At 42.3% G+C, this 23,452-nt stretch carries 26 protein-coding genes and 1 other annotated feature; all 26 genes read right to left on the bottom strand.

What is annotated here, in order from left to right; all coding sequences use genetic code 11:
- Nucleotide 1: 1 nt before the first annotated feature.
- On the bottom strand, nt 2-664 hold the full coding sequence (rpsC, locus tag CSV73_RS04235) for a 30S ribosomal protein S3 (protein ID WP_085132010.1): 663 nt from the start codon (nt 662-664) through the stop codon (nt 2-4).
- Between the two features lie 3 nt (nt 665-667).
- Nucleotides 668-1,012 carry a 50S ribosomal protein L22 gene (rplV, locus tag CSV73_RS04230; protein WP_037561627.1) on the bottom strand — a complete coding sequence of 115 codons (345 nt, stop codon included), beginning with the start codon at nt 1,010-1,012 and terminating at the stop codon, nt 668-670.
- A 20-nt stretch (nt 1,013-1,032) separates the two neighbouring features.
- Nucleotides 1,033-1,311 (bottom strand): 30S ribosomal protein S19, encoded by a 279-nt coding sequence (rpsS, locus tag CSV73_RS04225; protein WP_085132011.1) that lies wholly within the window; start codon nt 1,309-1,311, stop codon nt 1,033-1,035.
- Nucleotides 1,312-1,371: 60 nt separating this feature from the next.
- Nucleotides 1,372-2,202: a 50S ribosomal protein L2 gene (rplB, locus tag CSV73_RS04220; RefSeq protein ID WP_085132012.1), complete on the bottom strand. Its 831-nt coding sequence runs from the start codon at nt 2,200-2,202 to the stop codon at nt 1,372-1,374.
- Between the two features lie 33 nt (nt 2,203-2,235).
- A complete protein-coding gene (rplW, locus tag CSV73_RS04215; RefSeq protein ID WP_085132013.1) occupies nt 2,236-2,523 on the bottom strand; it encodes a 50S ribosomal protein L23 in 288 nt (95 codons plus the stop codon).
- A complete protein-coding gene (rplD, locus tag CSV73_RS04210; RefSeq protein WP_085132014.1) occupies nt 2,523-3,146 on the bottom strand; it encodes a 50S ribosomal protein L4 in 624 nt (207 codons plus the stop codon). Before rplD ends, rplW begins: the two co-directional genes overlap by 1 nt.
- 25 nt (nt 3,147-3,171) lie before the next feature.
- Entirely contained in the window at nt 3,172-3,801 is a 630-nt protein-coding gene (gene rplC / locus CSV73_RS04205; protein ID WP_085132015.1) for a 50S ribosomal protein L3, read from the bottom strand.
- Nucleotides 3,802-3,838: 37 nt separating this feature from the next.
- Nucleotides 3,839-4,147, bottom strand: a complete 309-nt coding sequence (gene rpsJ / locus CSV73_RS04200) for a 30S ribosomal protein S10 (RefSeq protein WP_085427465.1) — start codon at nt 4,145-4,147, stop codon at nt 3,839-3,841.
- A 340-nt stretch (nt 4,148-4,487) separates the two neighbouring features.
- Nucleotides 4,488-5,675, bottom strand: coding sequence for an elongation factor Tu (gene tuf / locus CSV73_RS04195; RefSeq protein ID WP_085132017.1), 1,188 nt, complete (start codon nt 5,673-5,675; stop codon nt 4,488-4,490).
- A 118-nt stretch (nt 5,676-5,793) separates the two neighbouring features.
- Entirely contained in the window at nt 5,794-7,872 is a 2,079-nt protein-coding gene (gene fusA, locus CSV73_RS04190; protein WP_085132018.1) for an elongation factor G, read from the bottom strand.
- 47 nt (nt 7,873-7,919) lie between these two features.
- The gene (rpsG, locus tag CSV73_RS04185) at nt 7,920-8,390 is read right to left on the bottom strand and encodes a 30S ribosomal protein S7 (RefSeq protein ID WP_029053281.1); all 471 of its coding nucleotides are present in this window, start codon (nt 8,388-8,390) and stop codon (nt 7,920-7,922) included.
- Nucleotides 8,391-8,425: 35 nt separating this feature from the next.
- Nucleotides 8,426-8,845, bottom strand: coding sequence for a 30S ribosomal protein S12 (gene rpsL / locus CSV73_RS04180; protein WP_085132019.1), 420 nt, complete (start codon nt 8,843-8,845; stop codon nt 8,426-8,428).
- 297 nt (nt 8,846-9,142) lie between these two features.
- Nucleotides 9,143-12,736 (bottom strand): DNA-directed RNA polymerase subunit beta', encoded by a 3,594-nt coding sequence (gene rpoC / locus CSV73_RS04175; RefSeq protein WP_099626724.1) that lies wholly within the window; start codon nt 12,734-12,736, stop codon nt 9,143-9,145.
- A gap of 175 nt (nt 12,737-12,911) precedes the next feature.
- Nucleotides 12,912-16,457 (bottom strand): DNA-directed RNA polymerase subunit beta, encoded by a 3,546-nt coding sequence (rpoB, locus tag CSV73_RS04170; protein ID WP_198166096.1) that lies wholly within the window; start codon nt 16,455-16,457, stop codon nt 12,912-12,914.
- Between the two features lie 221 nt (nt 16,458-16,678).
- Nucleotides 16,679-17,281 (bottom strand): class I SAM-dependent methyltransferase, encoded by a 603-nt coding sequence (locus CSV73_RS04165; protein ID WP_085132022.1) that lies wholly within the window; start codon nt 17,279-17,281, stop codon nt 16,679-16,681.
- 87 nt (nt 17,282-17,368) lie between these two features.
- A complete protein-coding gene (rplL, locus tag CSV73_RS04160; protein ID WP_085132023.1) occupies nt 17,369-17,728 on the bottom strand; it encodes a 50S ribosomal protein L7/L12 in 360 nt (119 codons plus the stop codon).
- A gap of 67 nt (nt 17,729-17,795) precedes the next feature.
- Nucleotides 17,796-18,296 (bottom strand): 50S ribosomal protein L10, encoded by a 501-nt coding sequence (gene rplJ / locus CSV73_RS04155; RefSeq protein ID WP_085132024.1) that lies wholly within the window; start codon nt 18,294-18,296, stop codon nt 17,796-17,798.
- Between the two features lie 30 nt (nt 18,297-18,326).
- Nucleotides 18,327-18,465 (bottom strand) — a sequence feature (ribosomal protein L10 leader region).
- Nucleotides 18,466-18,505: 40 nt separating this feature from the next.
- Nucleotides 18,506-19,207 (bottom strand): 50S ribosomal protein L1, encoded by a 702-nt coding sequence (gene rplA, locus CSV73_RS04150; protein ID WP_085132025.1) that lies wholly within the window; start codon nt 19,205-19,207, stop codon nt 18,506-18,508.
- Between the two features lie 121 nt (nt 19,208-19,328).
- On the bottom strand, nt 19,329-19,754 hold the full coding sequence (gene rplK / locus CSV73_RS04145) for a 50S ribosomal protein L11 (protein WP_029053289.1): 426 nt from the start codon (nt 19,752-19,754) through the stop codon (nt 19,329-19,331).
- A gap of 170 nt (nt 19,755-19,924) precedes the next feature.
- The gene (gene nusG / locus CSV73_RS04140) at nt 19,925-20,461 is read right to left on the bottom strand and encodes a transcription termination/antitermination protein NusG (RefSeq protein ID WP_085133589.1); all 537 of its coding nucleotides are present in this window, start codon (nt 20,459-20,461) and stop codon (nt 19,925-19,927) included.
- 107 nt (nt 20,462-20,568) lie between these two features.
- Entirely contained in the window at nt 20,569-20,754 is a 186-nt protein-coding gene (secE, locus tag CSV73_RS04135; protein WP_085132026.1) for a preprotein translocase subunit SecE, read from the bottom strand.
- Nucleotides 20,755-20,810: 56 nt separating this feature from the next.
- Nucleotides 20,811-20,960: a 50S ribosomal protein L33 gene (gene rpmG / locus CSV73_RS04130; RefSeq protein ID WP_085132027.1), complete on the bottom strand. Its 150-nt coding sequence runs from the start codon at nt 20,958-20,960 to the stop codon at nt 20,811-20,813.
- Nucleotides 20,961-21,041: 81 nt separating this feature from the next.
- Nucleotides 21,042-21,680, bottom strand: coding sequence for an RNA polymerase sporulation sigma factor SigH (gene sigH / locus CSV73_RS04125; protein WP_085133590.1), 639 nt, complete (start codon nt 21,678-21,680; stop codon nt 21,042-21,044).
- An 82-nt stretch (nt 21,681-21,762) separates the two neighbouring features.
- A complete protein-coding gene (locus CSV73_RS04120; protein WP_085132028.1) occupies nt 21,763-22,278 on the bottom strand; it encodes an NYN domain-containing protein in 516 nt (171 codons plus the stop codon).
- Nucleotides 22,275-23,033 carry a 23S rRNA (guanosine(2251)-2'-O)-methyltransferase RlmB gene (gene rlmB, locus CSV73_RS04115; protein WP_085132029.1) on the bottom strand — a complete coding sequence of 253 codons (759 nt, stop codon included), beginning with the start codon at nt 23,031-23,033 and terminating at the stop codon, nt 22,275-22,277. The genes CSV73_RS04120 and rlmB overlap by 4 nt, the downstream gene beginning before the upstream one ends.
- On the bottom strand, nt 23,030-23,449 hold the full coding sequence (locus CSV73_RS04110) for a Mini-ribonuclease 3 (RefSeq protein WP_099626723.1): 420 nt from the start codon (nt 23,447-23,449) through the stop codon (nt 23,030-23,032). The genes rlmB and CSV73_RS04110 overlap by 4 nt, the downstream gene beginning before the upstream one ends.
- Nucleotides 23,450-23,452 lie beyond the last annotated feature (3 nt).

Below are 23,452 nucleotides of genomic sequence, written 5' to 3'. Positions count from 1 at the left end.
ATTATTTGCCTCCTTCCCCAGAGTTCTTCTTAACTTTTACTGGAAGGACTTCACCACGATAAATCCATACCTTTACGCCAAGCTTACCATAAGTAGTATCAGCTTCAGCATGTGCATAATCTATATCTGCACGTAATGTATGAAGAGGGACAGTTCCTTCACTGTAGTGTTCTGCACGAGCGATATCAGCACCGCCGAGACGACCAGACACTTGTGTTTTAATTCCTTTTGCGCCAGAACGAATAGTACGTTGAATCGCTTGTTTCTGAGCACGACGGAATGATACACGACTTTCTAATTGACGAGCGATTGATTCTGCGACTAATCTCGCATCCAAATCAGCACGTTTGATTTCTACGATGTTGATGTGTACACGCTTGCCTGTAATCTCGTTAAGTTGCTTACGAAGTGTTTCTACTTCGGAACCACCTTTACCGATAACCATACCTGGCTTTGCAGTGTGGATTGTAATATTAACACGCTTAGCAGCACGCTCAATTTCAACCTTTGAAACAGATGCTTCTACAAGTCGTTTTTCGATGTATTCACGGATCTTTAAGTCTTCATGTAGTAAGGACGCATAATCTTTTTCCGCGTACCATTTTGAGTCCCAGTCACGGATGACGCCTACACGTAGTCCATTAGGATGTACTTTTTGGCCCACTAATTACCCCTCCTTCTTTTCAGATACCACTAATGTGATGTGGCTTGTACGTTTGTTGATCGCACTTGCACGACCTTGTGCACGTGGACGGAAACGTTTCATTGTTGGTCCTTCATCTACGAATACTTCACTGACGATTAAGTTCTCAGTATCCATTTCGTAGTTATGTTCAGCGTTTGCAATTGCTGATTTCAATAATTTTTCCACGACTGGAGATGCCGCTTTAGGCGTAAGTCGTAGAATAGCCATAGCTTCACCTATATTCTTGCCGCGGATAAGATCAACGACCAAACGAACTTTGCGAGAAGCAATACGGACTGTGCGTACAGATGCTTTAGCTTGTTGCATCAGGATAACCTCCTCTCAAATTAGCGTTTTGTTTTCTTATCGTCGGCACCATGGCCTCGGTATGTGCGTGTAGGTACGAATTCACCTAGTTTGTGACCTACCATATCTTCTGTTACATAAACAGGAACATGTTTACGTCCATCATATACTGCAATCGTCAATCCGATGAAAGTCGGGAAGATTGTTGAACGGCGTGACCATGTTTTAATAACTTGTTTCTTTTCTGAGTCTTTTTGTGCGTCAACCTTTTTTAGTAAATGGTCATCTGCAAAAGGTCCTTTTTTCAAGCTGCGGCCCATTCTGGAACCTCCTTCCAAGTATGTACTACGGTCCATCTACTGAACCGCAGTGCAATAACATTATTTTTTACGACGGCGAACGATAAGTTTATCTGATTTATTGTTCTTCGAACGTGTCTTGAATCCAAGAGTTGGTTTACCCCAAGGAGTAACAGGACTTGGACGACCGATTGGTGTACGTCCTTCACCACCACCGTGTGGGTGATCGTTAGGGTTCATTACAGATCCACGAACAGATGGGCGTTTGCCTAACCAACGTGAACGACCTGCTTTACCAATGTTGATCAATTCGTGTTGTTCGTTACCAACTTGACCGATTGTAGCACGGCAAGTAGCAAGGATCATACGAACTTCACCTGACTGCAGACGAATGATGACGTATTTGCCTTCGCGTCCTAGTAGTTGAGCAGAAGTTCCTGCAGAACGAACTAATTGTCCGCCTTTGCCTGGCTTCATTTCAATGTTGTGAATCGTAGAACCCATAGGGATGTTCTCTAATGGTAGAGCATTTCCTACGCGGATATCCGCTTCAGGTCCTGAAATGATTGTGGAACCTACTGTCAATCCTTTAGGAGCAAGGATGTATTTCTTTTCTCCATCTGCATAATTGATTAATGCGATGTTTGCCGAACGGTTTGGATCGTATTCGATCGTAGCAACGCGTCCTGGAATGCCATCTTTCCGACGTTGGAAATCGATGACACGGTATTGGCGCTTATGTCCTCCACCTTGGTGACGAACTGTCATTCTACCTTGGTTGTTACGTCCGCCTTTACGCTTGACTGGTTCAAGCAATGATTTTTCTGGTTTGCTAGCTGTAATCTCAGCAAAATCAGAAGAAGTCATGTTACGACGTCCGTTGGAGGTAGCTTTGTACTTCTTAATCGCCATTTTGTGTTCCCTCCTTCATTTATTATGGGTTAATTACATTTCAAAAAGTTCGATATCTTTGGAATCAGTAGTTAGTGTAACAATTGCCTTACGACGCTTGTTTGTATAACCAGCATGTTTCCCCATACGCTTGAACTTACCTTTGTAGTTCATAACGTTAACTTTTTCAACTTTAACACCGAAGATTTCTTCAATAGCTTGTTTCACGTGAGTTTTGCTCGCGCGCGTATCAACTTCGAATGTATATTTTCTTAAGTCTTCCATTTGTTCAGAAGAACGCTCGGTAATGACCGGACGTTTCAGAATATCACGTGCTTCCATTAACCAAGCACCTCCTCGACTTTTTCTATTGCTGCTTTTGTCATTACAAGCTGGTCATGTCCGACTAGGTCTAGAACATTAATACCGTTCGCTGAAACGACGCTGATTCCTGGAATATTACGAGCAGACAATGCTACTGATTCTTCTAGGTCAGCTGTAACAAATAATGCTTTCTTAGTGATTGAAAGATCTTCAAGCACTTTTACAAAGCCCTTTGTTTTTGGTGCATCAAATGCTAAGTTTTCTAGAACGATTAGTTCTTCAGCTGCTACTTTCGTAGAAAGAGCGGATAGAAGAGCTAAACGACGAACTTTCTTAGGCATTTTATAGCTGTAACTACGTGGTGAAGGGCCGAATACGATACCGCCTCCACGCCATTGTGGTGATCTGATTGAACCTTGACGAGCACGACCTGTACCCTTTTGACGCCATGGTTTACGACCGCCGCCTGCTACTTCCGCGCGAGTTTTAACCTTGTGGTTACCTTGGCGTAAAGAAGCTTGTTGTTGAACAATTGCTTCGAATAATACTGCTTCATTCGGCTCGATTCCAAAAATCGCATCGTTTAGTTCGATGTCGCCGACAGCAGAACCTGTTTGACTTACTACAGATACTTTAGGCATTCCTGTTTCCTCCTTTCTGTTTTACTCAGTTTCCTTTGATAGCACTTTTCACTTGTACAAGTGATTTACGAGCTCCAGGAACGTTACCTTTTACTAATAACAAGTTGCGCTCAGCGTCAACTCGAACGATTTCAACGTTTTGGATCGTTACTGTTTTGCCACCAGTACGTCCAGGTAATTTTTTTCCTTTGAATACGCGTTGTGCATCAACTGCTCCAAGTGAACCTGGTGCGCGATGGAAACGTGATCCGTGAGACATTGGTCCACGTGAGTAACCGTGGCGCTTAATGACACCTTGGAATCCTTTACCTTTTGAAACTCCTGTAATGTCTACTACTTCGCCTTCTGCGAATGTATCGACTTTGACTTCCTGACCAACTTCGTATGCACTAACGTCAGCTCCGCGAACTTCGCGAATGAAGCGCTTAGGTGCAGTGTTAGCTTTTGCTACATGGCCTTGTTCTGGCTTGTTTGAAAGCTTTTCACGTTTATCATCAAATCCTAGTTGGATTGACTCGTAGCCGTCTGTTTCTATTGTCTTCTTTTGAAGAACAACGTTTGGAGCAGCTTCAATCACTGTTACTGGGATTAGATCGCCGTTTTCAGCAAAAACTTGCGTCATTCCGACTTTTCTTCCTAAGATTCCTTTGGTCATTAGTCACACCTCCTGTAATATTGTTTGTTTTTATGTTTTATAGTTTAATTTCGATGTCGACGCCTGATGGTAAATCAAGCTTCATAAGTGCATCCACCGTTTGTGGCGTTGGATTCACGATATCGATTAAACGTTTGTGCGTACGCATTTCAAATTGCTCACGTGAATCTTTGTATACGTGAACAGCACGCAATACCGTGTAAACTGATCTTTCAGTTGGCAACGGAATTGGACCTGAAACACTAGCTCCAGAACGTTTAGCCGTTTCAACAATCTTTTCAGCTGACTGATCGATCATTCTGTGATCGTAAGCTTTCAATCTAATACGAATCTTTTGTTTTGCCATTATTTTCCCTCCCTTTCGCCTATTTTCTAGACAATTCTCCACGAAAATTTTCCTTACACGCGCCATGGCAAAGCGGCCGGGTGTATCGGTAACCTCTCGCTTCATCGCAGTCAAAGACCAACATTCAACATTATACATAATATAAAAGGATTGTGCAACCCTTTTGAAGAAATTAGTTTAACTTTTAATCCGTTTACTATACTACCAGCATTCTTCTTGATTTGCACGCGATTCGATGTGCACTTATAGAATCTATTTCTTAATCTATATCCGATTACATACTGCCTTTAGTATGATCGAAAGCAAAAAAATCCCGCCTCAAGGGCGGGATCAAAACAAATTATTTTGTGATTGTTGCTACAACGCCAGCTCCAACTGTACGTCCACCTTCACGGATTGAGAATTTAGTACCTTCTTCAATCGCGATAGGAGAAATAAGTTCAACTGTCATTTCAACGTTATCTCCAGGCATAACCATTTCTACGCCTTCAGGAAGTTGAATGATACCAGTTACATCAGTTGTACGGAAGTAGAACTGAGGACGGTAGTTTGAGAAGAATGGAGTATGACGTCCACCCTCTTCTTTTGATAGAACATAAACTTCAGATTTGAACTGAGTGTGTGGAGTGATTGTTCCTGGCTTAGCAAGAACTTGTCCACGCTCGATATCTTCACGTGATACACCACGAAGAAGAGCACCGATGTTGTCGCCTGCTTCTGCATAGTCAAGAAGTTTACGGAACATTTCTACACCAGTTACAGTAGTAGCTTTTGGTTCTTCAGCAAGACCGATGATGTCAACAACATCTCCGACTTTAACTACTCCACGCTCAACACGGCCAGTTGCAACTGTACCGCGACCTGTGATTGAGAATACGTCCTCAACAGGCATCATGAATGGCTTGTCAGTGTCACGAGTTGGTGTTGGAATATAGTCATCTACTGCTTGCATAAGTTCAAGGATTTTTTCTTCCCACTCTGGCTCTCCTTCAAGAGCTTTAAGAGCTGATCCTTTGATTACAGGAATATCATCACCAGGGAAGTCGTAATCAGAAAGAAGTTCACGGATTTCCATTTCTACTAATTCAAGTAGTTCTTCGTCATCTACCATGTCACATTTGTTCATGAAGACAACTAGGTAAGGAACACCTACTTGACGTGAAAGAAGGATGTGCTCACGTGTTTGTGGCATTGGACCATCAGCAGCAGATACTACTAAGATTCCGCCGTCCATTTGTGCAGCACCAGTGATCATGTTTTTAACGTAGTCAGCGTGACCCGGGCAGTCAACGTGTGCATAGTGACGCTTGTCAGTTTCGTACTCAACGTGTGAAGTACTGATTGTAATTCCACGCTCTTTTTCTTCAGGTGCGTTATCAACGTCAGCATATGACTTTGCTTCTCCACCTTGTGCTTTAGAAAGAACTGTTGCGATTGCAGCAGTCAAAGTTGTTTTACCATGGTCAACGTGACCAATTGTTCCTACGTTTGCGTGCTCCTTGGAGCGGTCGAATTTTTCTTTACCCATTTTAGAGGTCCTCCCTTTATTTAAAAAGATTAATTTTTATAATATGGATAGTCGAATGTATACCTTCGACTATCCATATCTTACAAGTATTGCTTAAAAGAAACAAGGATGAACTTTATTATTCACCTTTGTTTTTCTTGATTACTTCTTCAGCGATAGACTTTGGAAGTTCCTCATAGTGATCGAACACCATTGAGAATACTCCGCGTCCTTGCGTGTTTGAACGTAGAGATGTTGCATAACCAAACATTTCAGCAAGCGGAACCATCGCACGAACTACTTGTGCGTTACCACGAGCTTCCATACCTTCAACACGGCCACGGCGTGATGTAATATCACCCATGATATCGCCCATGTATTCTTCCGGAATGATTACTTCTACTCTCATTGTCGGTTCAAGAATTACAGGATTACATTTTGATGCAGCATTTTTCAAAGCCATTGATGCAGCAATCTTAAATGCCATCTCGTTGGAGTCAACGTCATGGTAAGATCCGTCATACAGGCGTGCTTTGACATCGATTAATGGATATCCAGCTAAAATACCGTTATCTAATGAATCACGAATTCCCGCTTCAACTGCTGGGATATATTCACGAGGAACAGAACCACCAACAACATTATTCACGAACTCGAATCCTTTTCCTTCTTCGTTTGGACCAAATTCGATCCATACGTGACCAAACTGTCCACGTCCACCTGATTGACGAACGAATTTACCTTCGACTTCAGCTGACTGACGGAATGTTTCGCGGTAAGAAACTTGTGGTGCACCCACGTTTGCTTCCACTTTAAATTCACGACGTAGACGGTCGACGATAATATCCAAGTGAAGTTCACCCATACCTGCGATGATAACTTCTCCTGTTTCTTGATCTGTGTGCGCACGGAATGTTGGATCTTCTTCTTGTAGCTTACCAAGAGCTTGACCCATTTTATCCTGATCCGCCTTTGTTTTCGGTTCAATCGCTACAGAGATTACCGGTTCAGGGAATACCATTGATTCAAGAATGATCAATGATTTCTCGTCACATAGTGTGTCTCCAGTAGTTGTATCTTTCAAACCAACAGCAGCAGCAATTTCACCCGCGTGTACTTCAGAAATCTCTTCACGGCTGTTTGCGTGCATTTGTAGAATACGTCCTACGCGCTCACGCTTGCCTTTTGTAGAGTTTGCTACGTAAGAACCTGCTTGAAGAACACCAGAGTATATACGGAAGAATGTAAGTTTACCTACATAAGGATCCGTCATAACTTTAAACGCCAATGCTGAGAAAGGTGCTTCATCAGTTGATTCACGCACTTCCTCTTCTTCAGTCTCAGGGTTGAAGCCCATCATTGGTGGTACATCAAGTGGTGATGGTAGGTAGTCTACTACCGCATCCAGTACTAGTTGTACACCTTTGTTTTTGAAAGCAGTTCCACAAACTACAGGATAGAATTCAACTGCCAACGTAGCTTTACGAATAGCTGTTGTAAGTTCTTCTATTGTAAGTTCTTCACCGCCAAGATATTTTTCCATAAGATCTTCATCGAAATCTACAACAGCTTCGATTAGGCTCTCACGATATTTTTTAGCTAGTTCAAGATGTTCAGCAGGAATTTCTTCGACTGTCGTATCTGTTCCTAGATCATTTGGATACATAGTTGCCTTCATTTCGATTAAGTCAATAATTCCTGAGAAGTTATCTTCCGCACCGATCGGCAATTGAATCGGATGTGCATTCGCTTGTAGGCGATCACGTAGTGTTCCTACAGAATAAAGGAAGTCAGCACCCGTCTTATCCATTTTGTTTACGAATACAAGACGTGGTACTTTGTAGTTTGTCGCTTGACGCCAAACTGTCTCTGTTTGTGGTTCAACACCTGATTGAGCATCAAGTACCGCTACAGCACCATCCAATACGCGAAGTGAACGTTCAACTTCAACTGTGAAGTCTACGTGCCCCGGTGTATCGATGATATTTACGCGGTGACCTTTCCATGCTGCTGTTGTTGCAGCGGAAGTAATCGTGATTCCACGTTCTTGCTCTTGCTCCATCCAGTCCATTTGTGATGCACCTTCGTGCGTTTCACCAATCTTGTGGATTTTACCTGTGTAAAAAAGGATCCGCTCAGTTGTCGTTGTCTTACCAGCGTCAATGTGAGCCATGATACCAATGTTACGAGTATTCTCTAGTGAGAACTCTCTAGCCATTTTGTAATCTCCTTCCGTTTCGGATTACTGCTATTGTTTATCCGACCTTACCAGCGATAGTGAGCGAATGCTCTGTTGGCTTCAGCCATTTTATGCATTTCTTCACGGCGTTTAACAGAAGCACCTGTGTTATTTGATGCATCAAGAATTTCATTCGCTAGACGTTCTTCCATTGTTTTTTCTCCACGTGTACGTGAATAGTTTACAAGGTAACGAAGACCTAGAGTCGAACGACGTTCAGGGCGTACTTCAACCGGCACTTGATAGTTAGCTCCACCTACGCGGCGAGCGCGCACTTCAAGAACTGGCATTACATTATTTAAAGCTGCTTCGAATACTTCGATTGGCTCTTGTCCAGAACGTTCTTTAACAATTTCGAACGCTCCATAAAGAATCTTTTGAGAAGTACCTTTTTTACCGTCTACCATCATTTTGTTGATAAGGCGGCTTACAAGCTTGGAATTATAAATCGGATCAGGTAGTACATCACGTTTTGTTACTGGACCTTTACGAGGCATAATTAGTTCCTCCTTTCAATATGGTTAGTTTTGTCTCACTTCTTAACTTTGGGCTTTTTAGCTCCATACATTGAACGGCTTTGCATACGGCCAGTAACTCCAGCTGTATCAAGTGCCCCACGTACGATATGGTAACGAACACCCGGTAAATCTTTTACGCGTCCTCCGCGGATTAGTACCACACTGTGTTCTTGCAAGTTGTGGCCTTCACCTGGAATATATGCGTTTACTTCCAATGTATTAGTTAAACGAACACGAGCATACTTACGTAGCGCCGAGTTTGGCTTCTTAGGAGTCATAGTACCAACACGTGTACAAACACCTCTTTTTTGTGGTGAGTTCACGTTTGTCATAGACTTTTTAAAGCTGTTATAGCTTTTTCCTAGAGCCGGAGACTTAGAATTTTCCGTTTTCGATTTACGAGGTTTACGGACTAATTGATTAATTGTAGGCATCAGGTTGTTCCTCCTTCCGAGCTTTTTATAATACCACACACCCAGGTGGTTCATTTTTGAGTAAAAACAAAGTTTTTGTGCGTGCACACACAAAAACGGGTGACAGTAACTCCAGAGATCTCTGCTTACTGTTATTTTATAATGATGATTGCTTATCGCCTTGCACTTATTCGAAAGAACATTTTTCTTCCTGATAAGTTAACGGTCAACAACTATCAACCTTTTGTATATTATCATCTTCACAACGACTTGTCAACAAATTTAAGAAAATAAACGGGAACGATGTCCCGTTTATTTTTATTCAGCTGTAATAGTCTCTTCTACTTCATCATGTTGCATTTTTATTTGACGGTATCTCTGCATACCAGTACCTGCAGGAACCAATTTCCCAATAATAACGTTTTCTTTCAGACCTAGCAACTCATCTGTTTTACCTTTAATAGCTGCATCTGTAAGAACTCTAGTCGTTTCTTGGAATGATGCGGCTGACAAGAACGATTCCGTTTCAAGTGAAGCTTTCGTAATTCCAAGAATTACAGGACGTGAAGTAGCTGGAACTTTACCCGCTAACAACACCTTTTCGTTCGCTTCAGAAAATTGGTGGATGTCCAATAATGAACCTGGAAGAAGATCCGTGTCTCCTGCTTCGATAACTCGAACTTTACGAAGCATTTGACGTACCATCACTTCAACGTGCTTATCACCAATCTCTACACCTTGCATACGGTAAACTTTTTGAACTTCTTTCAACAGATACTCTTGTACAGTTGAAACGTCCTTTACTATGATCAATTGTTTAGGATCAATTGAACCTTCAGTAATAGTTTGTCCACGCTCAACCACATCGCCTACTTCTACGCTTAAACGCGCATTATACAACGTAGGATATTTACGTGTTTCTACTTCGCCTTCAATAGTGATTTCTTTTAACCCTTCACGGATTTCATCAATTTCAATAACCGTACCTGCAATTTCAGAAATAACCGCTACACCTTTCGGATTCCGGGATTCGAAAATCTCCTGAATACGTGGAAGACCTTGTGTAATATCATCTCCAGCAACTCCACCTGTGTGGAATGTACGCATCGTTAACTGCGTTCCTGGTTCTCCGATAGATTGTGCCGCAATGATTCCCACTGCTTCCCCTACTTCTACCGTCTCTCCAGTAGCCAAGTTGATACCGTAACATTTTTTACATACGCCATGTTTTGTATTACAAGTAAATGCAGAACGAATCGTCACTTCTTCGATACCGGCTTGAATTACTATGTTCGCTATGTCCGCAGTAATTAATCCGTTTTTCTCAAGAATGACTTCACCTGTTTCCGGATGTTTGATAGTCTTCTTCGTGTGTCGACCTTCAATACGCTCAAACAGTGTTTCGATCATTTCATTTCCTTCGGTTAATGCAGTAATCGCAAGACCGCGGTCTGTTCCGCAATCTTCTTCACGAACGATAACATCTTGCGCTACATCTACGAGACGGCGAGTCAAGTAACCTGAATCGGCAGTCTTCAGTGCTGTATCGGCAAGACCTTTACGCGCACCGTGTGTAGAGATAAAGTATTCGAGTACTGTTAGCCCCTCACGGAAGGAAGATTTGATCGGAAGTTCGATAATCCGCCCAGCCGGGTTGGCCATTAGTCCACGCATACCAGCAAGTTGTGTAAAGTTTGATGCGTTACCACGGGCTCCGGAGTCACTCATCATAAAGATCGGGTTTTCAATATCCAATGAATCCATTAACTTATTCTGGATGATATCCTTCGCATGGCTCCAATAAGAGATGACACGATCATAGCGCTCTTCTTCGGTAATTAAACCACGTCGGAACTGCTGCGTGACTTTGTCAACTTTTTCTTGTGCTTCATGAAGAATCTCTGCTTTATTTGGCAAAACGACGATATCGGAAATACCGATCGTAATTCCAGCACGAGTAGAATATTTAAATCCTAGGTTTTTCATTCTATCCAACATTCTAGAAGTTTCTGTAATGTGGAAGCGTCGGAAGATTTCCGCGATAATTTCCCCAAGGATTGCTTTTTTGAATGGCGTGATCAGTTCTGCTTCTTGCAAATGTTCCTTAACATTCACTGTTCCGTCGATGAAATACTTTTCAGGTGTTTCTACCTGTAAGTTTTGATTCGTCGGTTCGTTAATGTACGGGAACGATTCCGGTAGAATCTCATTGAAAATGATTTTACCTACAGTCGTTAACAATAGCTGACTATTTTGCTTATCCGTAAACGTTGGATTGTTAATACTGCCAGCCTGAACTGCGATGCGGGAATGTAAGTGAACGTGTCCTGTTTGATAGGCGATTAACGCTTCATTCGGATCACTGAACACAGAACCTTCTCCAGCTGCATTTTTACGCTCGACTGTTAAGTAATAGTTACCAAGAACCATATCCTGTGAAGGAGTTACAACTGGTTTTCCGTCTTTCGGATTCAAAATGTTTTGGGCAGCTAACATCAATAAACGCGCTTCAGCTTGAGCTTCAGCAGATAGCGGTACGTGAACAGCCATTTGGTCACCATCGAAGTCAGCGTTGTAAGCTGTACATACTAGCGGGTGTAATGTAATTGCGCGCCCTTCGACCAGTATCGGTTCAAACGCTTGAATCCCTAGACGGTGAAGCGTTGGTGCTCGGTTAAGAAGCACTGGATGTTCTTTGATGACATCTTCCAATACATCCCACACTTCGGAATGAAGACGTTCAATTTTACGTTTCGCACTCTTGATGTTATGCGCCAAATTGCGTTCTACTAATTCTTTCATAACGAACGGCTTAAATAGCTCAATCGCCATTTCTTTTGGCAGACCGCATTGGTACATTTTCAAGTTAGGGCCTACTACGATAACCGAACGACCAGAATAGTCTACACGTTTACCAAGTAAGTTCTGGCGGAAACGTCCTTGCTTACCTTTCAGCATGTGAGAAAGTGATTTCAATGGACGGTTGCCTGGACCCGTTACAGGTCTTCCACGACGGCCATTATCTACTAGTGCATCTACTGCTTCTTGAAGCATCCGCTTCTCATTCTGAACGATAATACCAGGCGCTCCTAAATCCAATAGACGCTTCAGACGATTGTTCCGGTTAATAACCCTACGGTAAAGATCATTCAAGTCAGATGTTGCAAAACGCCCTCCGTCTAGCTGTACCATAGGACGTAATTCAGGAGGGATAACAGGAAGTACTTCCAATACCATCCATTCCGGACGATTTCCAGAGTTACGGAAAGATTCCACGACTTCCAGACGTCGGATTGCGCGTGTACGACGCTGACCTTGTACTGTTTTCAACTCTTCTTTCAATGAATCTGTTTCTTTATCCAAGTCGATTGCACGAAGTAGCTGCTCGATTGCTTCTGCTCCCATTGCAGCTTGGAATTTAGAACCATATTTTTCACGGTACAAACGGTACTCTTTTTCAGAAAGCAGCTGTTTACGCTCAAGTGGCGTATCCGCCGGTTCGACAACTACGTAAGATGCAAAGTAGATAATCTCTTCCAATGCACGTGGTGTCATATCCAGAATCAGGCCCATACGGCTAGGAATTCCTTTGAAGTACCAAATATGTGTGACAGGTGCCGCAAGCTCGATGTGACCCATTCGTTCGCGACGTACTTTTTGACGCGTTACCTCTACGCCACAACGATCACAGACAACGCCCTTATAACGAACCCGTTTATATTTACCACAGTGACATTCCCAATCTTTCGTTGGGCCGAAGATTCTCTCACAGAATAATCCGTCTTTCTCTGGCTTTAGTGTACGGTAATTGATCGTTTCAGGTTTTTTCACTTCTCCATACGACCAAGAGCGAATCTTGTCAGGTGAAGCAAGGCCAATTTTCATATACTCAAAATTATTAACATCTATCAAGGAGCCAACCTCCCTTTAGTCTAATCGCCATAACGGCTTATCAGTCAACTTAACTTGTAATAGTACATTCACGTAAGACATTCTTCTTACTGAATAAAATAGAAGAGGGTGCTCGAAGCCCTCTTCTATTCGTTTTTGTTTGGTTTATTTACATTTCAGATTAGCGTTATCGACTTTAGGCGATCGGCTGATCTTCTTTCATCAAGTTCAATGCGTCAGTTGGTTGCAAGTCTTCTTCGTCATCTAGATCACGAAGCTCAATTTCTTCAAAGTCTTCCGTCAACATTTTCACGTCTAATCCCAAACTCTGAAGTTCTTTGATTAGTACTTTAAATGATTCCGGTACACCTGGTTGAGGTACGCTATCACCTTTGACAATCGCTTCATATGTTTTCACACGACCTACGACGTCATCGGATTTGACTGTTAAGATTTCTTGCAATGTATAAGCAGCACCATATGCTTCCAGTGCCCATACTTCCATTTCCCCGAAACGTTGTCCACCGAACTGGGCTTTACCGCCGAGTGGTTGCTGCGTAACGAGAGAGTATGGCCCAGTAGAACGCGCGTGCAACTTATCATCTACCATGTGGGCAAGTTTGATCAAGTACATAACGCCGACTGACACGCGGTTATCAAATGGTTCACCTGAACGGCCATCGTATAGCATTGTTTTACCGTCACGGTTCATTCCCGCTTCTTCCATTGTAGCCCAAACGTCTTCTTCGTTCGCACCATCAAATACAGGAGATGCAGTGTGAATACCTAGACTGCGCGCAGCCATACCAAGATGCATTTCAAGAACCTGTCCGATATTCATACGTGATGGAACCCCAAGTGGGTTCAACATGACATCGATCGGTGTACCATCTGGAAGGAACGGCATTTCCGATTCAGGTAAAATTCGGGAAATAACACCCTTGTTACCGTGACGTCCTGCCATCTTATCTCCAACAGAGATTTTACGTTTCTGTACGATATATACTCGTACCAACTGGTTTACTCCTGGGGATAGCTCATCGCCATCTTCACGGTTAAAGACTTTAACATCCAGAACAATTCCGCCTGCTCCATGGGGTACACGTAATGAAGTATCGCGAACTTCGCGTGCTTTTTCCCCAAAGATTGCATGTAGAAGACGTTCTTCCGCAGTCAATTCCGTAACTCCCTTAGGCGTTACTTTACCGACCAGGATATCACCATCACGTACTTCTGCACCGATACGGATAATTCCTCTGTCGTCCAAGTTGCGCAGTGCATCTTCTCCGACGTTTGGAATATCACGCGTGATTTCTTCTGGTCCAAGCTTAGTATCACGTGCCTCTGATTCATATTCTTCAATATGAACGGATGTGAATACATCATCTTTCACCAGACGCTCACTCATGATAATCGCATCCTCATAGTTGTAGCCATCCCATGTCATGAATGCTGTTAGAACGTTGCGACCAAGCGCAAGTTCTCCTTGTTCCATTGATGGTCCGTCCGCAAGAATATCAAGCGGTTTTACGCGGTCGCCAACTTTTACAATCGGGCGTTGGTTATAGCAAGTTCCCTGGTTCGAACGAATGAATTTAGACAAACGACAAACGACAAGGTCACCCTTGACTTCTTTACCGCCCACTTCTTCAATGCGACGAATACGAATTTCTTTCGCTTCAACGTGTTCTACGATACCGTGGTATTTAGATACAACAGCCGCCCCTGAATCACGCGCGGAAATATGTTCCATACCTGTACCCACAAATGGTGCTTCAGGATTTAATAAAGGAACTGCTTGACGTTGCATGTTCGCACCCATCAATGCACGGTTAGAGTCATCATTTTCTAAGAACGGAATACATGCAGTAGCTGCAGATACAACTTGCTTAGGTGAAACGTCCATATAGTCAATTTGTTCGCGGCGGAATACAGTATTATCCCCTTGGAAACGACCTACCACGCCCTCATTAGTAAATGATCCGTCTTCCTCAAGTAGTGAGTTAGCCTGTGCTACAACATAGTTATCTTCAATATCTGCTGTCAAATAATCAATTTGCGCTGTAACGCGACCCGTTTCAGGATCTACTTTACGATAAGGAGTTTCAATGAAACCAAATTGGTTCACTTTCGCGAATGTAGACAGCGAGTTAATCAATCCAATGTTCGGTCCCTCTGGTGTTTCAATTGGACACATACGACCATAGTGAGAGTAGTGAACGTCACGAACTTCCATTCCTGCTCGCTCTCGAGTCAAACCACCAGGTCCTAGTGCAGATAAACGACGCTTATGCGTCAATTCAGCCAATGGATTTGTTTGGTCCATGAACTGAGAAAGCTGTGAACTTCCGAAGAACTCTTTGATTGATGCAATAACTGGACGGATATTGATCAATTGTTGGGGTACGATAGATTGCGTGTCATTGATAGACATTCTCTCTTTAACCACACGCTCCATACGGGAAAGACCGATACGGAATTGGTTTTGAAGTAATTCACCAACAGAACGCAAACGACGATTACCAAGATGGTCAATATCATCCGTGTTCCCTACACCATGCAAGAGGTTAAAGAAATAGCTAATAGAAGCAACGATATCCGAAGGGGTAATATGTTTAATAGACTCGTCTACTTCAGCGTTAGAAATGACGTTGATCACTTGCTTTTCTTCACTTTTCGGTGCGTAAATCTTTAGCGTCTGGATAACCATTGGTTCTTCCAATATAGACCCTACATGTTCAATCGACTCAGTATTGATACCTTGAGATAAAAACGGTAGTAATTTATCTAATGTACGTCGATCGATTAGCTGATCTTTTTCCACTAAAATCTCGCCAGTTTCAGGGTCGACAAGTGTTTCAGCAGCTGTTTGATTGAACAATCGATTTTGCAAGTGAAGCTTCTTATTCATTTTATAACGACCGACATTCGCTAAATCATAGCGCTTCGGATCAAAGAAACGTGAATACAAAAGACTTCTTGCGCTGTCTAGTGTTGGTGGTTCACCTGGACGAAGTCGCTCATAGATTTCAAGCATCGCTTTTTCTGAAGTCTCGGTATTATCTTTCTCTAATGAATTTCGTAAATACTCATTATCACCGATTAAATCGATAATTTCTTGATCAGTAGAGAAGCCTAACGCACGCAATAAAACAGTGATTGGCAACTTACGAGTACGGTCGATACGGACATGCACTACGTCTTTTGCATCTGTTTCATATTCAAGCCATGCTCCACGGTTCGGAATAACAGTAGCGCCAAATCCACGCTTACCATTTTTATCCGTCTTATCATTATAGTAAACACTTGGCGAACGAACGAGCTGTGAAACAATAACACGCTCAGCTCCGTTAATAATGAATGTTCCGTTTTCTGTCATGAGTGGGAAATCTCCCATGAAAACGTCTTGTTCCTTTACATCGCCTGTTTCTTGGTTATGAAGACGTACTTTTACACGAAGTGGTGCGGCATATGTCACATCGCGCTCTTTTGATTCGTCTACCGGATATTTTGGTTCACCCAGTTTGTAATCGATAAATTCCAAGGATAAGTTACCTGTGAAATCCTGGATAGGAGAAATATCCCGAAACATTTCACGTAACCCCTCTTCTAAGAACCACTCGTAAGATGCCGTTTGAATTTCAATCAAATTCGGCAAGTCGAGTACTTCTTTGATTCGCGCGAAACTTCTACGCTGACGATGTTGACCATACTGAACTAAATGACCTGTCAACTCATTCACCCCTCATTAAAACAATATTAGTTTTTTGCAAAATCAGAAATTCCGCTGTGACTTCGAAAAAACAAAAAGAAAACGAGTTCCGACAAGAGCTCATTTTCGATTTCACAATCTTTATCCAAACATCAATATGCCTTTTCCTCTACTACATCACACAAAAGGGCATACAGCTGCAATATAAATATTTATGCATTCAATAATGCTACTACAAGATGTCGATCCTGTCAAACTTTTTTCGCCACCAAAATAAAGTAGCCTTTTTTCTTGGCAACCGTATCCACATTACCAAACAACTTCTTCAAGTAATCTATTGTGGATGGAGCTCCTTGTTTCTTTTGAATGACAACCCATAACTCCCCACCCGAAGTCAATTTTTCATAAGCACCGTCGTAGAATGAAAAGACTGTTTGCTTACCTGCTCTAATAGGTGGATTCGTTATAATTGCAGCAAAACCATCAGATTGAACTTGATCGATTCCACTACTTTCATAAATTTGTATATTGGTGATCTTGTTTTGCTGGGCATTTATTTTACAAAGAGCCAATGCTCGCTCGTTAACATCAACCATATGGACAAGCCGTTCAGGGAAATCTGACGCAATAGACAAGGCAATCGGACCATAGCCGCAACCTATTTCCAATAAGTCTCCCCCGACTGATGGTACTTTAAACGTTTCAGCGAGCAATTTTGATCCTTCATCTATGCTACCTTTACTGAATACACCAGCATCTGTTGTGAATGAAAAGACTTTGTTGCGAATCTCAGCCTTCCACTGCTTGGGGGCACTTGACACTTGGGGACTTTTTGAATAGTAATGCTCTCCCATACATACACCTCCTGCGTAGAGTTACATTATCTGTATATGAAGAAAAAAGCCCGTCAGATAGACGGGCTTTTCTCAGGGAAGTAGAAATTACTTAACTTCTACAGATGCGCCAACTTCTTCAAGTTTAGCTTTCATTTCTTCTGCTTCTTCTTTAGTTGCTGCTTCTTTAACAGCTTTAGGAGCTTCGTCTACAAGAGCTTTAGCTTCTTTCAAGCCTAGGCCAGTGATTTCACGAACAGCTTTGATAACTTTGATCTTTTGATCTCCAGCTGATGCAAGGATTACGTCGAATTCAGTTTGCTCTTCAGCTGCTTCTGAAACTGCTCCAGCTGCTGCAACTGGTGCTGCTGCTGTTACGCCGAATTCTTCTTCGATTGCTTTAACAAGGTCGTTTAGTTCAAGAACTGTCATTTCTTTGATTGCGTCTAAAATTTGTGCATTAGTCATTTTAAGTTCCTCCTGGAAAGTTGTATTTAACCGGCTAGTTTGTTCCGGTCATAGTCAAAATGCGAAATTAAGCACCTTGCTCTTCTTTTTGTTCTGCAACTGCTTTTGTAGCAAGTGCAAAGTTTCGTACTGGCGCTTGAAGAACGCTGAGTAGCATAGATAGTAGACCATCGCGAGACGGTAGAGTAGCCAATGCTTTCACATCTTCAGCTGATGCAACGTTTCCTTCAATCACACCCGCTTTAATTTCAAGCTTGTCGTTCTTTTTAGCGAAATCATTTAAGATTTTAGCTGGCGCTACTACGTCTTCTGTTGAGAAGGCGATAGCGTTTGGACCTGTCAAGTTTTCATTCAAACCTTCTAGTCCTGCAACTACTGTCGCACGACGCACCATAGAGTTTTTATAAACTTTGAACTCGATGCCCGCTTCACGAAGTTGTTTACGCAATTCTGTAACTTGCGAAACCGTAAGACCACGGTAATCGACAACTACTACAGATGCTGCTGTTTGCAACTTCTCAGCGACTTCTGATACGACCGCTTGTTTAGCTTCTAAAATTTTGCTCATGTTGACACCTCCTGGTAATTAGGGTCACTTATACCGATATAAAAAGCCCTCAATGTCTAAGACATGAGGGCAGAAAAGTCGTCATCTTTAAAAAAGAGCGTCTTGTCCTCGGCAGGAGCATTAAGTGGCAAGCCACACCTGCTGTCTTCGGTACAAATGGTTATCATCATAACAAGCGTAATCTTAACAGATCACTTTATGCTTGTCAATTATTTTTTAACAGTAACGCTTGACGGATCTACTTTTACAGCAGGACCCATAGTTGTCGTAACGTTTACTGATTTCATGTATGTTCCTTTTGACGATGACGGTTTAGCTTTTTGAATCGTTTCAAAGATAGTCAAGAAGTTTTCTTCCAACTTCTCGTTATCGAAAGAAGCTTTCCCGATTGGCGCATGGATGATTCCAGCTTTGTCCGCACGGTATTCAACTTTACCTGCTTTGATTTCTTCAATAGCTTTCGTTACGTCGAATGTTACTGTACCTGTTTTAGGGTTCGGCATAAGACCTTTTGGTCCAAGTACGCGACCAATCTTACCAACTTCGCCCATCATGTCAGGTGTAGCAACGATTACATCAAATTCGAACCAACCTTGTTGAATTTTAGCAATTAATTCTGCGTCGCCTACGTAGTCTGCGCCTGCAGCTTCTGCTTCTTTAACTTTTTCACCTTTAGCGAATACTAATACGCGTTGAGTTTTACCAGTACCATTAGGAAGCACTACTGCTCCACGGATTTGCTGATCGTTTTTACGTGTATCAATACCAAGACGGAAAGCTACTTCAACTGTTGCATCAAAATTAGTAGTAGTTGTCTTTTTAGCAAGTTCAATTGCTTCTTTCGCAGAGTATGTAGCTGTACGATCTACAAGCTTCGATGCATCTACGAATTTTTTACCTCTTTTAGCCATCAGAATTTTCCTCCTCATTTGTGGTTTTAACGGATTAAACCTCCCACTTAATGAAGGCTGCGAATCTCATTCGACCGCAGCCTCCACCTTCAAACAATTGCTGTATTATGAAAAACCAAAATCAGTCTTCGATTTTGAATCCCATACTGCGAGCAGTACCTTCGACCATTGCCATCGCCGCTTCAACTGACGCCGCGTTTAAGTCTGGCATCTTTTGTTCTGCGATTTCTCTAACTTTATCACGCTTAACTGTAGCAACTTTGTTTTTATTAGGCTCACCTGAACCCTTTTGAACGTTTGCTGCAACCTTTAGCAATACTGCTGCTGGCGGAGTTTTTGTGATGAATGTAAATGAACGGTCCTCGAATACTGAGATTTCAACTGGGATAATTAGACCAGCTTGATCTGCTGTACGAGCGTTAAATTCTTTACAGAATCCCATAATGTTAACACCTGCTTGACCTAATGCCGGCCCTACTGGTGGTGCTGGATTTGCTTTACCAGCTGGAATTTGCAATTTCACTACTTTAGTAACTTTTTTAGCCACGAGACACACCTCCTTAAGTCCGTGATGTGGTAATTGGGTTGCCCCTCCCACTCAAATATGTGCCTGCCGACGATGTCGGTAGAATTGGTTAATCCGTACAGACTAAGTCTGACCTTTGAAATGATACCACCATTACACAGATTTTGCAAGAGGGAAATCCCTATTACCCATCAATCCATTTTTTCTACTTGATCAAACGAAAGTTCCATTTTCGTTTCGCGTCCGAACATATCAACACTTACGACCACTTTACCTTTGTCCATTTCAATCTCTTCCACTTTACCTTCAAAGTTGGCAAACGGCCCTTCTAACACCGTTACACTTTCGCCTACTCCAAAATCGATATCTACACGTTGCTCTTTCATACCCATTTGCTTTAGGATGAATTCTACTTCTTCCGGCAACAACGGTGTAGGCTTCGCTCCACCACCTGATGAACCGATAAACCCAGTAACACCTGGCGTATTGCGAACAACGTACCACGAGTCATCTGTCATGATCAATTCAACCAAAACATAGCCTGGGAACGTTTTACGCATAACCGTTTTCTTTTTACCATCTTTAATATCCGTCTCTTCTTCTTCCGGAATGACGACACGGAATATCTTATCAGACATGCCCATTGTCTCGACACGTTTTTCAAGATTAGCCTTTACTTTGTTCTCATACCCTGAGTACGTATGCACAACATACCAATTTTTATCCATTTCCATGACATTGAGGACTGCGCGTCCGTCCCTCCTTTAAATTAAAGCTGAAAAAACCCGTTTATTCATCAAAACGGGATATTCTCACGCTATTCATACTTTCTTTATTACAGACCTGTATACCATTTCATTACTCCAGAGATTCCTAAATCCACTACGAAGAAATAGACAGCCATGAATATAACCGTCGAAATAACGACTACAGTATACTTTGTTAGTTCTTTACGTTTCGGCCAGCTGACTTTCCGCATTTCCGAAACGACTTTTTTCAAAAAATCGGTAATCTTGCCCATTCTTCTCCAACCCTTCCGAATGACATAGCGTTCTGACTCGAACTCTATGTAACTGGTCAAATGGTTTGCTTATGCAATGTATGCGCATTGCAATGACTGCAAAACTTCTTTATACTCATTCTTCCCTCACGGCCGTTGTTGCCAGCGGGTAAAGAATAGTTTCGCGAACCACATATCTCACAGCTTAAAGTTATTTTTTTCGACATTTCAATTCACCTAATTCAAGACAATAGTCTCGCTAAAGAGTACCATTTAACTAACGATATGTCAATTTACTATCGATAAGTTTAACGTACCAAATCCACCGCCATCGAGTGTTCCAATTTGCGTTTGATCCGTTGCAAAGCATTATCTATCGATTTCACTTGGCGATTCAACACTTCAGAAATTTCGCGATAGGATTGACCTTCTAAATACAATGTTAATACTTCTTTTTCCAATCCGCTTAACACTTTATTCATCTCTTTTTCCATGAATGTGAAGTTTTCTTTATGGATTATCAAATCTTCAGGGTCATCTAATGTAGAGCCCGATATGATATCTAGCAACGTTCGCTCCTGATCTTCATCATACATCGGCTTGTCCAACGAAATAGACGTATTTAGTGGAATATGTTTTTGACGCGTGGCAGTTTTAATAGCTGTAATAATTTGTCGCGTAATACATAGCTCAGCAAAGACTTTAAAGGAGCTTAATCTGTCAGGACGGAAATCACGTATCGCTTTATAGAGTCCGATCATTCCTTCTTGCATGATATCTTCACGATCTCCACCAATAATGAAATACGCTCTTGCTTTCATTCGGACAATTGGCTGAAATTTAGTTATTAAAAAATCTAATACATCCGAATTCCCTAAATGGATCAATTCCACCATTTCTTCATCAGATAGTTTAGAAAACTCGTTTTTACTCTTTACATTTTCCATGTCCCGCACCAACCTCTCCACCCCAGAGTACTAATTGGTTTTATATGCCAGTATAGACGCGGTGATTTTTCACGTCAACTACTCATTTTCCACCACGTCTCATTTTTTCGAATTCCGCTGCCACTTCATCTGTCAGAGGAATTTTTGATAGAGGCCGTTGTTCTATTGAATCTTTTAACTTTTGCGCAATTACGCGGTCCACTTCTTTCATAGCAATTTCTAACTCCCGTGCAGAGATGCGGAGTGCACCCTGGGCAAACACTACCCATTGTTCTACAAGATCTGAAGTAGCTACATGGATTTGCGTCAAACGACCGGATAATTCGGACACCAATTTTTCAATCCGCTCATCCGCCGTTTCATTCTCTCTTGTAAAGACGACTTCTACACGGTATTGTTTTTTTCGTTTTTCGATACCTGGTACCAGGTGGGCATCGAATATTACAATGACACGCCATCCCCTATTGGCCTGAAATTCCGCCATCCGCTCAATAAGTCGATCACGCGCTTGCGCAAAATCTTCTTGTTTCAGTTGTTGCAGTTCAGGCCACGCACCGATGATGTTATATCCATCAACGAGTAGCACATCTTTCTTCATGATGTAGCCTGAGCGGATTGACGCTTTCGTAGAACTTCATACATCAATAATGCCGCCGCTACCGAAGCATTTAATGACGTAACTTTTCCGACCATTGGCAATCCATAAAGGAAATCGCATCTTTCTCGCAAAATGCGTGACATCCCTTTACCTTCACTACCTATAATGACAGCCAAAGGTAATGTGGCATCCATATGGCGATAATCAGTGGCATTGGAAGCATCCGTTCCCGCAATCCAAATCCCTTGTCTCTTTAGCTCATCCACAGTTTGGGACAAATTATTCACACGCACAACGGGTATATGTTCAATCGCACCTGTTGACGCTTTCGCCACTACACCTGTCAAACCAACAGCACGTCTCTTCGGAATGATGATGCCATGCACGCCTGAAGCATCAGCAGTTCGTAAGATAGATCCTAGATTATGTGGATCTTCTAGCTCATCAAGAATGATGAAGAACGGATCTTCTTGCCTTTCTTTAGCAATTGCAAATAAGTCTTCCAGCTCCGCATAATCGTAAGCAGCAACTGAAGCGAGAATTCCTTGGTGACTCAGATCCGTCATACCATCCAATTTCTGCTTCGGTGCTGTCTGCACAACTACTCCCGCTTCTTTAGCAAGCTTCATAATTTCGCCGATACTTTTCTTATTAACGCCTTCTGCTACCCAGATTTTATTCAGTTGTCTTCCTGAACGTAGCGCTTCTACGACAGGGTTTCTTCCACCAATCAATTCAACTTCTAACTCTGTCATGCTTTCTCCTCCTCAGGCTGCTCCACCAGTCGAATAGCTGTCTCGATCAGTTCAGCCAGTCGCTCTTGCCGATCCAATAAATGTACATACCCGAGAACTGCTTCGAATGCAGAGCTATAATTATATGTTGTCACATCAGTGTTTTTGGGGACAGATCCCGCCTTCGCATTGCGACCACGGCGCATTACCGCCAATTCTTCTTCCGTGAGAATTTGTTGATCTCTCATCGTTAGGATAATTCGCGCCTGTGCTTTCGCAGAGACAAAGCGCGTAGCTTCCTTATGCAAAATTTGCGGTTTTACACGTCCACGGCGTAGTAAATGTTCTCTAACTGCTGTTTCATATACGGCATCTCCCATATAAGCAAGGGCTAGTGCATTGAGTTGTTTAACGTCTATTTCACGTAATTTCTCCACGCC

This window comes from Sporosarcina sp. P1, from assembly GCF_002743155.1.
Taxonomy (GTDB): Bacteria; Bacillota; Bacilli; order Bacillales_A; family Planococcaceae; genus Sporosarcina; species Sporosarcina ureae_B.
This window is presented reverse-complemented; position numbering and strand designations above follow the sequence as displayed.

What these genes read in the sequence shown, in the direction of transcription:
- rpmG (WP_085132027.1), bottom strand. Translation starts at nt 20,960, where the DNA reads ATGTCGAAAAAAATAACTTTAAGCTGTGAGATATGTGGTTCGCGAAAC.
- rplD (WP_085132014.1), bottom strand. Translation starts at nt 3,146, where the DNA reads ATGCCTAAAGTATCTGTAGTAAGTCAAACAGGTTCTGCTGTCGGCGAC.
- rplA (WP_085132025.1), bottom strand. Translation starts at nt 19,207, where the DNA reads ATGGCTAAAAGAGGTAAAAAATTCGTAGATGCATCGAAGCTTGTAGAT.
- rplJ (WP_085132024.1), bottom strand. Translation starts at nt 18,296, where the DNA reads ATGAGCAAAATTTTAGAAGCTAAACAAGCGGTCGTATCAGAAGTCGCT.
- rpsS (WP_085132011.1), bottom strand. Translation starts at nt 1,311, where the DNA reads ATGGGCCGCAGCTTGAAAAAAGGACCTTTTGCAGATGACCATTTACTA.
- rplC (WP_085132015.1), bottom strand. Translation starts at nt 3,801, where the DNA reads ATGACCAAAGGAATCTTAGGAAGAAAAGTCGGAATGACGCAAGTTTTT.
- rplB (WP_085132012.1), bottom strand. Translation starts at nt 2,202, where the DNA reads ATGGCGATTAAGAAGTACAAAGCTACCTCCAACGGACGTCGTAACATG.
- CSV73_RS04165 (WP_085132022.1), bottom strand. Translation starts at nt 17,281, where the DNA reads ATGGGAGAGCATTACTATTCAAAAAGTCCCCAAGTGTCAAGTGCCCCC.
- CSV73_RS04120 (WP_085132028.1), bottom strand. Translation starts at nt 22,278, where the DNA reads ATGAAGAAAGATGTGCTACTCGTTGATGGATATAACATCATCGGTGCG.
- rpsL (WP_085132019.1), bottom strand. Translation starts at nt 8,845, where the DNA reads ATGCCTACAATTAATCAATTAGTCCGTAAACCTCGTAAATCGAAAACG.
- rplW (WP_085132013.1), bottom strand. Translation starts at nt 2,523, where the DNA reads ATGGAAGCACGTGATATTCTGAAACGTCCGGTCATTACCGAGCGTTCT.
- rlmB (WP_085132029.1), bottom strand. Translation starts at nt 23,033, where the DNA reads ATGACAGAGTTAGAAGTTGAATTGATTGGTGGAAGAAACCCTGTCGTA.
- rplV (WP_037561627.1), bottom strand. Translation starts at nt 1,012, where the DNA reads ATGCAACAAGCTAAAGCATCTGTACGCACAGTCCGTATTGCTTCTCGC.
- rpsG (WP_029053281.1), bottom strand. Translation starts at nt 8,390, where the DNA reads ATGCCTCGTAAAGGTCCAGTAACAAAACGTGATGTACTACCTGATCCG.
- rplL (WP_085132023.1), bottom strand. Translation starts at nt 17,728, where the DNA reads ATGACTAATGCACAAATTTTAGACGCAATCAAAGAAATGACAGTTCTT.
- secE (WP_085132026.1), bottom strand. Translation starts at nt 20,754, where the DNA reads ATGGGCAAGATTACCGATTTTTTGAAAAAAGTCGTTTCGGAAATGCGG.
- nusG (WP_085133589.1), bottom strand. Translation starts at nt 20,461, where the DNA reads ATGGATAAAAATTGGTATGTTGTGCATACGTACTCAGGGTATGAGAAC.
- fusA (WP_085132018.1), bottom strand. Translation starts at nt 7,872, where the DNA reads ATGGCTAGAGAGTTCTCACTAGAGAATACTCGTAACATTGGTATCATG.
- rpsJ (WP_085427465.1), bottom strand. Translation starts at nt 4,147, where the DNA reads ATGGCAAAACAAAAGATTCGTATTAGATTGAAAGCTTACGATCACAGA.
- sigH (WP_085133590.1), bottom strand. Translation starts at nt 21,680, where the DNA reads ATGGAAAATGTAAAGAGTAAAAACGAGTTTTCTAAACTATCTGATGAA.
- tuf (WP_085132017.1), bottom strand. Translation starts at nt 5,675, where the DNA reads ATGGGTAAAGAAAAATTCGACCGCTCCAAGGAGCACGCAAACGTAGGA.